The following is a 7,946-nucleotide window of genomic DNA, read 5'->3' as shown; positions in this document are numbered from 1 at the left end:
GCATAACCCTTGGCTTCGCCACCGAACTTCTTCGACAGAATAGTGGTGATAGCAGCAGTCAGAGTGGTCTTACCATGGTCCACGTGACCGATGGTGCCAACGTTTACGTGCGGTTTGGTCCGCGCGAATTTTTCCTTAGCCATGGTAAAATTCCCTGAAACTTAACAAGGTTGGATTTGGTGCCCATGGGCGGAATTGAACCGCCGACCTCTCCCTTACCAAGGGAGTGCTCTACCCCTGAGCTACATGGGCTCTCACACTAAAACATATCCTGGAGCGGGTGAAGGGAATCGAACCCTCGTCATAAGCTTGGAAGGCTTCTGCTCTACCATTGAGCTACACCCGCTTATCACGCGCCGCTTACTTCACGCCGCCAAGATAATCTAAATCTGGTGGGGGGAGAAGGATTCGAACCTTCGAAGGCTGAGCCGTCAGATTTACAGTCTGATCCCTTTGACCGCTCGGGAATCCCCCCTTGGAGAGACCCGAATAATACAGATCACCCCTTAGTCCGTCAACACTTTATCGTGTATTTTTTTCTAAAATCGCTTAACTACCAGTAAAAACAGGCTGTTTTACCACTTTAACCGGTACAAGCCTTTTCAGAATCAAGCACTTAGGCCTTGCCGGTAATAATCAGATACTTTGCGTGCAGCTCTTCCTGGGTCTCAGGATGGTTTGGATCCAGTGGAATACAATCGACCGGGCACACCTGCTGGCACTGGGGTTCATCATAATGCCCCACGCACTGCGTACACAGATTAGGGTCAATCACATAGATCTCTTCGCCTTGCGAAATGGCATTGTTCGGGCATTCCGGTTCGCAGACATCACAATTGATGCATTCATCCGTAATCATCAAAGACATACAGTTTTCCTCAAGTATTCCTGCTTACGATTTTGTCACCCGCCCCGCTAAAGGGCAAGAACGGCACATCTATATAGATATGCTTAAAGTGCGCCATCCGGCGCAGGCTTTTGCAGCAGCGCATAATGCACCATGCCGGCTACGCCCTCCTTTAACACCAGCCAACCCGCCAGCGGCGGAAACTTGGCAGCCTCGGCATAAACCCGTCCGCCCTCGTTCAGCAGACGCGGCAGCAGCGGCAACAAGGCCGGCAACAAATCCTGGCTGAACGGCGGGTCAAGAAAGATCAGGTCAAAGCGGTCACGCGTCGTTTTAAGGTAGGACAGCGCATCGCCCCCCATTATATCGACCTCGTGCGCCGCAAGCAGTTCGCGACTGGCCTTGAGCGCAGCCACCGCCTTGCGCTCGCGCTCTATCATCACCACCCGTTGCGCGCCGCGCGATGCAGCCTCAAAGCCCAGCGCACCACTGCCGGCAAACAGATCCAGGCAATGCAGGCCATCGAGCTCATGCCCCAGCCAGTTAAACAAGGTGGTGCGCACCCGGTCAGGCGTAGGGCGCAGGCCTTCCGCATCGGGAAAAGCCAGCAAGCGGCGCCGGTATTTACCGGCAATGATACGCACCTTGTTGCGGTACTCGCCCATACATCCTCCAAATTCAAGGCGCAGAGTTTACCGTGAACTTGTCGCTTTGGCTGCATTGCAACCAAGTCAAAGCCGCGCTGTCGCCTGCATACCACTCCATATATATGTGTTTTCCCCTGCCACACCGCCACGACATGCAATAGAACTGCCCGTCACGGCATTTGAAGATACAATCGCGTATCGGACACAGACCTACAGACACGCCAGCATGTTCAGCTTTTTCAAGAAAAAACCACCCGCTCCCGTCGCAACAGAAGCCAGCAATTCCACTCCGACGCCCGAGCCGACACAGCCCCTCCCCACGCAGGATAGCCAAAGCGGGCACGCCGCCACGGTAAGCGATAACACCGCCTCCCCTGCTCCAGTCGCAGATGCGCCGGCCATTGCCGCACCGCAAACGCACACCGCCGCCGAGCCAGAGGCAGCCCCAAGCGCAGACCATAGCCCGCACAAGCTTGGCTGGAAGGAACGACTCAAGGCCGGACTGGGCATACAGAATGAAACGCCTTCCCCCGCCGCTCAGCCCGCTGTAGCGACAACACCGGAAATCATCGCCACCGAACCTGCAACACCGGCAGCGACACAGGAAGAGCCCGCTACTGCACCAGCCATCACACCGGCAGCTGCGGCTAGCGAGCCCGCTCCGACTCCTGTAGCCGCGCCACTCGAAGAGGCCGCACCCGCTACAGCGCCAGAAGTAGTCGATATCGCGAAAGTGGAGCCAGCAGCGCCAGTGTCAGCAACGCCGGAGGTGCAGCCAGCCGAACAAGTCGCCGTCACCCCGCCGGCCATCGCGCCACAACCTGTCGCCGAGCCGAAGAAAAGCAGCTGGACCGAACGACTGAAAGCGGGCTTGGCCAAGACGCGCAGCAAACTGGGCAAATCACTGGCCTCCCTGTTTGGCGGCGGCAAGATCGATGAAGAGCTGTACGAAGAGCTGGAAGCAGTACTGCTGACGGCAGACATGGGCATCGCCGCCACCACCCATTTATTGGATGATGTGCGTGAACGCGTGTCGCTCAAGGGCCTGAAAGACGCCGCCGAACTCAAAGGCACGCTCAAGGACTCGATCAGCGAGCTGATCACCCCGCTGGAAAAACCGCTGGATATCAGCGGCAAAAAGCCGTTCGTAATCATGCTGGCCGGCGTGAACGGTGCCGGCAAGACCACCTCTATCGGTAAACTGGCCAAGTATTACCAGGATCAGGGCAAGAGTGTGTTGCTGGCCGCCGGCGACACCTTCCGCGCCGCCGCCCGCGAGCAGCTGATTGCCTGGGGCGAACGCAACAACGTCACCGTGATTGCCCAGCAAGGTGGTGACTCGGCCGCCGTGTGCTTTGACGCGATTCAGGCGGCGATGGCGCGCGGCATTGATGTGGTGCTGGCCGATACCGCCGGCCGTTTGCCGACCCAGCTGCACCTGATGGAGGAAATCAAGAAGGTGAAGCGGGTGATCAGCAAAGCCCTGCCCGACGCGCCTCACGAAACCATTCTGGTACTGGATGCCAATATCGGCCAGAACGCCGTATCGCAGGTGATAGCCTTTGATGATGCGCTCGCGCTCACCGGTCTGATCCTGACCAAGCTGGACGGCACGGCCAAGGGCGGCGTGATTGCCGCCATTGCCTCGCAACGCCCGATTCCGCTGCGCTTTATCGGTGTAGGCGAAGGCATAGACGATTTGCGGCCATTCAAGGCGCGCGATTATGTAGACGCGCTGTTCGACTGACACATCACACCGCAGGCGCGCTTTGAATAGAAGCGCGCCTGTTTTTTGCTACAAGGGGAACATCACATGATCCAGTTCGATCAGGTGAGCAAGCGCTATCCGGGCGGCTTCGACGCCCTGAAAAACCTGAGCTTTTCCATAGAAAACGGCGAGATGGTGTTCCTCGCCGGCCCCTCCGGCGCCGGCAAGTCCACCTTGCTCAAGCTGGTTTCCGGCATCGAGCGCGCCACCTCGGGCAACGTCATCGTCAACCGGCAGAACCTCAGCCAGTTGCGCGCCAGCCAGCTACCCTATGTGCGCCAGCATATCGGTATCGTTTTTCAGGACCACAAGCTGCTGTACGACCGCTCGGTATTCGACAATGTAATGCTGCCGCTGGACATTATCGGTTTTGACCGGCGCGATGCGGCCCGGCGCGTGCGCGCAGCGCTGGACAAGGTCGGCCTGCTGAACAAGGAAAAGAGCATGCCCATCGGCCTGTCTGGTGGCGAGCAGCAGCGCCTGTGCATCGCGCGCGCCGTGGTGCACCGCCCCAGCATCCTGCTGGCTGATGAACCCTCGGCCAACCTCGACCGAGCCTACGCGCTCGATATCATGGAGCTGTTCAAATCCTTCCACCAGGTTGGCGTCACTGTGCTGATTTCGGCGCACGACGAAACCCTGATGGAAGACTACGGCCGTCGCATTATCCGCCTGCGGGAGGGGCAATTTGCCTCATGAAACACTATCTGACCTTGCACTGGCAAAGTGCCACCCGCGCGCTGATGCATATCCTGCGCCAGCCACTGGCCAGCCTGCTCAATCTTTTGATGCTGTCGCTTGCGCTGGCCTTGCCGCTTAGCCTCTATCTGGCGGTACAGAGCATAGAAGACTGGAGCGGCAAGCTGAACGTCACCCCCGAGCTGACGATCTTCATGGAAATGAATAGCGAGCCGGCCGACCTTGCCGCCGTTGAAAGCACGCTGAAGAACCATCCCAAGGTGGGCGGCTTCGCATTTATAGACAAGGACCACGCGCTGGAAGCGCTGGAAGCGCGCAACGGCATCGCAGGCATGAGCGAGGGTCTGGATGGCAACCCGCTACCTGACGCCTTCGTAGTCAAGCCGGCTTCGCTGCAAACCCAGGATCTGGATCTGCTGCAAAAAGAGTTGTCCGGCCTGCCCATGGTGGAAAACGTCCAGTTTGATGCAGCATGGGCACAACGCCTGAGCCAGCTACTCAAGCTGGGCGAGCAGTTGACGCTGTTCCTCGGCATTGCCTTTGCCGTGGCGCTGGTACTGGTCACCCACAACACCATACGCATGCAGATACTGGCGCGGCGCGACGAGATCAATATCTCCAAGCTGATCGGCGCCAGCGACAGCTTTATCCGCCGCCCCTTCCTTTATCACGCGCTATGGCAGGGCCTGTTGTCGGCGCTGCTCGCCTGGGGCATGGCCAGCTATCTGATCCATGTTGCCAACCCGGTGCTGGCCGAACTGGCCCGCCTTTACAACGAGCAACTGGCGCTACGCAGCCTGAATGCCGGCGAACTGGGCCTGCTACTGCTGATCGCGGCTTTCCTGTCCATCAGCGGCGCACGTCTGGCGACCGACCATCACCTGCGCCAGGCACAAGCGCATTAAACCGGCCGGGGCAGCGTCCTGCCGCCCCGCTTAAGCCTCCCTTCATTGCCACACGCTATGCTTGCCATTGAAATTTTCCGTCATCGGGGAACTGTTGTGTTCTGGCACTCCCTAACAGTGAGTGCTAACATCCGAGTTCAAGACAGGAGGTAGTGTACGACTATGACCGCATCCCTCGCTTTACCCGTTCCTTCCAGCACCGGCAGTCTGGAGCAATATATCCAGGCGGTGAACCGCCTGCCCATGTTGTCGCAGGAAGAAGAGGTCAAGCTGGCCACGCGCTATCACGAACAAAACGATCTGGAAGCCGCGCGCACGCTGGTGATGTCGCATATGCGCGTAGTGGTGTCCATCGCCCGCGGCTATGCCGGCTACGGCCTGCAGCAAGCCGACCTGATACAAGAAGGCAATATCGGCCTGATGAAAGCCGTCAAACGCTTTGAACCCGCACGCGGCGTGCGGCTGTTCTCGTTTGCCGTGCACTGGATCAAGGCCGAAATGCACGAATTCATCCTGCGCAACTGGCGTCTGGTACGCATTGCCACCACCAAGCCACAGCGCAAACTGTTCTTCAACCTCAGAAGCATGAAGAAAAGCATGTCGGCGCTGTCCGATGTCGAGGCGCGCGAGATCGCCGACGATCTGGGCGTCAAACCGGAAGAAGTGCTGGAAATGGAAACCCGCATGACCGGGCAGGATGTCGCGCTGCTGGCCGATGATGGCGACGATGACAGCTACGCGCCCATCGACTGGCTGGCCGACAGCGAACACGAACCGGTGCGCCAGATCGAGAAAAAAGCCGTCGACCGCCTGCAAAGCGAAGGCCTGAGCGAAGCGCTGGCGACACTGGACGCACGCAGCCGCCGCATCGTCGAAGCACGCTGGCTGGCCGACGACAGCGGTGCCACCTTGCACGAACTGGCCGCCGAATTCGGCGTCTCCGCCGAGCGCATCCGCCAGATCGAAGTCAAGGCACTGCAAAAAATGAAAACCGCGCTGGTCGCCTGAGTACAAACTGCACCATAAATATCGCCCGCGGTGCGGGCTCCCGCGATCGCACTCAATCGCACAGGAGCCCGCACCGCGGGCGAATTTGTCTTTGCAACCTTTTTAACGGTAACGCGCAGGCAAGCGTCCGCGTGCCGCGCTCGCCTCCTGATACAAGCCCTGCCACGCCGGCTCGCTACCGGCGAGCGTCGCCATAAACTGCGGCGCATAGGTCGGGAAGGATGCCAGTGCCTGCTGCAAGGTTCGGCGCGCCTGATCCGGCTTTCCGGCCAGCGCCTCCATCTGCGCCTTTTTCAGCAACACGTCCGGATAGGGACGGAAAGCCGCCAGCCGCGTGATCCACGCCAGCTTCTGCGGCAGATCCTTGGCCGTCGGCTGCAGATAGTTGTCCAGCGTATTGAGCGCATGAAAGGCAAACAGCGGCTCGCGCTCGATAATTTCGCCCAGACGCACCTGTTGCGCCGCTCGCCGCTCGCTATTTGCTGCCGGCGTATACAAGCCCACCAGCTCCCAATAGCGCGGCAAGCTGGTGGCACACAGCACGACCAGCCACAGCGACAGCCCCCACGCCCCCGCCTGAAACAGCCGTGGCAGGACAAACGGCCGCGAAGGCGCCAGCGACAGCGCCATTACCCCCACCGCAGGAAAATACAGATACCACAGCGGGTACTCAACCATGCTGTGAATCAGGCTGATGACCAGCACCGTCACCGGCAACAGATGCCGTGCAGCCATCCGGCGGCCGAAAAACGGCGCCCCCACCCACAGCAAACCGCCCAGCACCAGCGTCGTGCCCACCACCCCGGTTTCGGCCAGCAGTTGCAGCAGCAGATTGTGCGCATTGGTAAACAGCCCGCTGTTAAAGGCTGCCGCGGCAAACTCGGGCCGGGTCTGCAAGGCCACGCTATGGGAAGCAAACTGCGACCAGCCTGCACCCAGCCAAGGCGCTTCATTAAATACCAGCCAAGCCTTGTGCCACTCGGCAAAACGGCGCGAATTCATGCTCTCGCCACCGGCCGCCGCGATACGCTCCACACCGCTAGCCACCCCGCCCTGTCCGGTCAGCGTGCTCAACAGCGAATTGAAAGCCGGCAAGGCAAACTGCAAGACAATAATCGCCAGCGCCGCCAGCGCCAGCGTCATCGCGAAACGGCGCGCCATCCCGTCGCGCACGCGCCACAGCCAGAACGGCGAGAGCACCAGCATCGCCGCCGCATACAACAGCACAGTGCGCGAACCGGCCCAGGCAATCGACAGCGCCAGCCAAACCAATAGTGCCAGCGCCCACACGCGCGGCAGACTGCGCACGGCCCATAGATAGGCCACCGCCACCACACCCCAGCTTAAATAGTGCGCATACTGGTTGCGCTGGCCGATATGGCCGAACACATTCGTGGTCACATGCGCGCTGTCGTAAAACAGCAAGCCGCCCAGCACCTGCACCAGCCCTGTTACCTGCGCCAGGCCAATCAAAGACTGCAATAGCGCCCCCGCGAGCAAAGCCTGCGCCAGGCGCAGGTGGATTTCTTCGTCGCCAAACCAGTCACGCAGGCATAGCGTCACCCCGGCGAGCAAAGCCAAGGCGGTAAATGCCAGCGCGGTGGCCTGATTCAGGCCGGGAAACAGCAAGGGCACGAACAGGCCCTGCAAAGCCCATGCAGCAGCCAGCACCAGCATCCACACCCCGACGCGCGGCAAGGCGGCAAACAAGTGCGCAGAGGTGAGCGCAGGAGCGGCGGCATGAATGGCTGTAGGAGCGGCGTCAGCCGCGATAAGCTTGCCGGGAAAGACCTCGCGGCCAAAGCCGCGCCGACACAAGCCCGCCAGTCCCAGCAAGCCGGTCGCCACTAGCGTCAGCCACACCACGCTCGCCTCGCCAAACCATTGCGGTAGCGGCACATAGTGGATGCGCGATAAAAAAGGCAGGATGGCAACCAGCGCCCAAGCCAGCAGGGCCAGCGGGGCAACAGCAAAATTCAGGCGCATAAAGACAGACAGCCGTTCAGGACAAAGGAAGGGATTGTAACGCGGGACAGCGGGAAGCGGGTGGCATGCCCCCCCTCACCCCCTCG

General features: G+C 60.0%; 8 protein-coding genes and 3 tRNA genes. 4 read left to right on the top strand and 7 right to left on the bottom strand.

The window, feature by feature from the left end:
• The 6 genes from GQF02_RS06420 to rsmD all read right to left on the bottom strand — a co-directional run.
• Window positions 1-143, bottom strand: a 143-nt coding sequence (locus GQF02_RS06420; RefSeq protein WP_235930088.1) for a GTP-binding protein, incomplete at its 3' end; no start/stop codon positions are given.
• Window positions 144-177: 34 nt separating this feature from the next.
• Window positions 178-252, bottom strand: a tRNA-Thr gene (locus GQF02_RS06415).
• A gap of 20 nt (window positions 253-272) precedes the next feature.
• Window positions 273-346: transfer RNA gene (locus tag GQF02_RS06410), tRNA-Gly, on the bottom strand.
• Window positions 347-390: 44 nt separating this feature from the next.
• Window positions 391-475: transfer RNA gene (locus GQF02_RS06405), tRNA-Tyr, on the bottom strand.
• Window positions 476-616: 141 nt separating this feature from the next.
• Window positions 617-868: a YfhL family 4Fe-4S dicluster ferredoxin gene (locus GQF02_RS06400; protein WP_124735796.1), complete on the bottom strand. Its 252-nt coding sequence runs from the start codon at window positions 866-868 to the stop codon at window positions 617-619.
• Between the two features lie 83 nt (window positions 869-951).
• Entirely contained in the window at window positions 952-1,512 is a 561-nt protein-coding gene (gene rsmD / locus GQF02_RS06395) for a 16S rRNA (guanine(966)-N(2))-methyltransferase RsmD (protein WP_160795707.1), read from the bottom strand.
• A gap of 208 nt (window positions 1,513-1,720) precedes the next feature.
• Here rsmD and ftsY point away from each other — a divergent pair, with 208 nt between their 5' ends.
• The 4 genes from ftsY (at window position 1,721) to rpoH (ending at window position 5,874) form a co-directional block, all read left to right on the top strand.
• The gene (gene ftsY / locus GQF02_RS06390; protein ID WP_235930073.1) at window positions 1,721-3,241 is read left to right on the top strand and encodes a signal recognition particle-docking protein FtsY; all 1,521 of its coding nucleotides are present in this window, start codon (window positions 1,721-1,723) and stop codon (window positions 3,239-3,241) included.
• 66 nt (window positions 3,242-3,307) lie between these two features.
• Window positions 3,308-3,961, top strand: a complete 654-nt coding sequence (gene ftsE, locus GQF02_RS06385; protein WP_160795705.1) for a cell division ATP-binding protein FtsE — start codon at window positions 3,308-3,310, stop codon at window positions 3,959-3,961.
• Window positions 3,958-4,866 carry a permease-like cell division protein FtsX gene (gene ftsX / locus GQF02_RS06380; protein ID WP_160795703.1) on the top strand — a complete coding sequence of 303 codons (909 nt, stop codon included), beginning with the start codon at window positions 3,958-3,960 and terminating at the stop codon, window positions 4,864-4,866. The genes ftsE and ftsX overlap by 4 nt, the downstream gene beginning before the upstream one ends.
• Window positions 4,867-5,028: 162 nt before the next feature.
• Window positions 5,029-5,874 (top strand): RNA polymerase sigma factor RpoH, encoded by an 846-nt coding sequence (gene rpoH, locus GQF02_RS06375; RefSeq protein WP_160795701.1) that lies wholly within the window; start codon window positions 5,029-5,031, stop codon window positions 5,872-5,874.
• A gap of 102 nt (window positions 5,875-5,976) precedes the next feature.
• Here rpoH and GQF02_RS06370 read toward each other — a convergent pair whose 3' ends face one another.
• The gene (locus GQF02_RS06370) at window positions 5,977-7,860 is read right to left on the bottom strand and encodes a PglL family O-oligosaccharyltransferase (protein ID WP_160795699.1); all 1,884 of its coding nucleotides are present in this window, start codon (window positions 7,858-7,860) and stop codon (window positions 5,977-5,979) included.
• Window positions 7,861-7,946 lie beyond the last annotated feature (86 nt).

This window comes from Craterilacuibacter sinensis, from assembly GCF_009831765.1.
Taxonomy (GTDB): Bacteria; Pseudomonadota; Gammaproteobacteria; order Burkholderiales; family Chromobacteriaceae; genus Craterilacuibacter; species Craterilacuibacter sinensis.
The sequence above is the reverse complement of the archived record's forward strand: the minus strand, read 5'-3'. Positions and strand labels throughout refer to the sequence as shown.

What these genes read in the sequence shown, in the direction of transcription:
- GQF02_RS06400 (WP_124735796.1), bottom strand. Translation starts at nt 868, where the DNA reads ATGTCTTTGATGATTACGGATGAATGCATCAATTGTGATGTCTGCGAA.
- rsmD (WP_160795707.1), bottom strand. Translation starts at nt 1,512, where the DNA reads ATGGGCGAGTACCGCAACAAGGTGCGTATCATTGCCGGTAAATACCGG.
- ftsY (WP_235930073.1), top strand. Translation starts at nt 1,721, where the DNA reads ATGTTCAGCTTTTTCAAGAAAAAACCACCCGCTCCCGTCGCAACAGAA.
- ftsE (WP_160795705.1), top strand. Translation starts at nt 3,308, where the DNA reads ATGATCCAGTTCGATCAGGTGAGCAAGCGCTATCCGGGCGGCTTCGAC.
- ftsX (WP_160795703.1), top strand. Translation starts at nt 3,958, where the DNA reads ATGAAACACTATCTGACCTTGCACTGGCAAAGTGCCACCCGCGCGCTG.
- rpoH (WP_160795701.1), top strand. Translation starts at nt 5,029, where the DNA reads ATGACCGCATCCCTCGCTTTACCCGTTCCTTCCAGCACCGGCAGTCTG.
- GQF02_RS06370 (WP_160795699.1), bottom strand. Translation starts at nt 7,860, where the DNA reads ATGCGCCTGAATTTTGCTGTTGCCCCGCTGGCCCTGCTGGCTTGGGCG.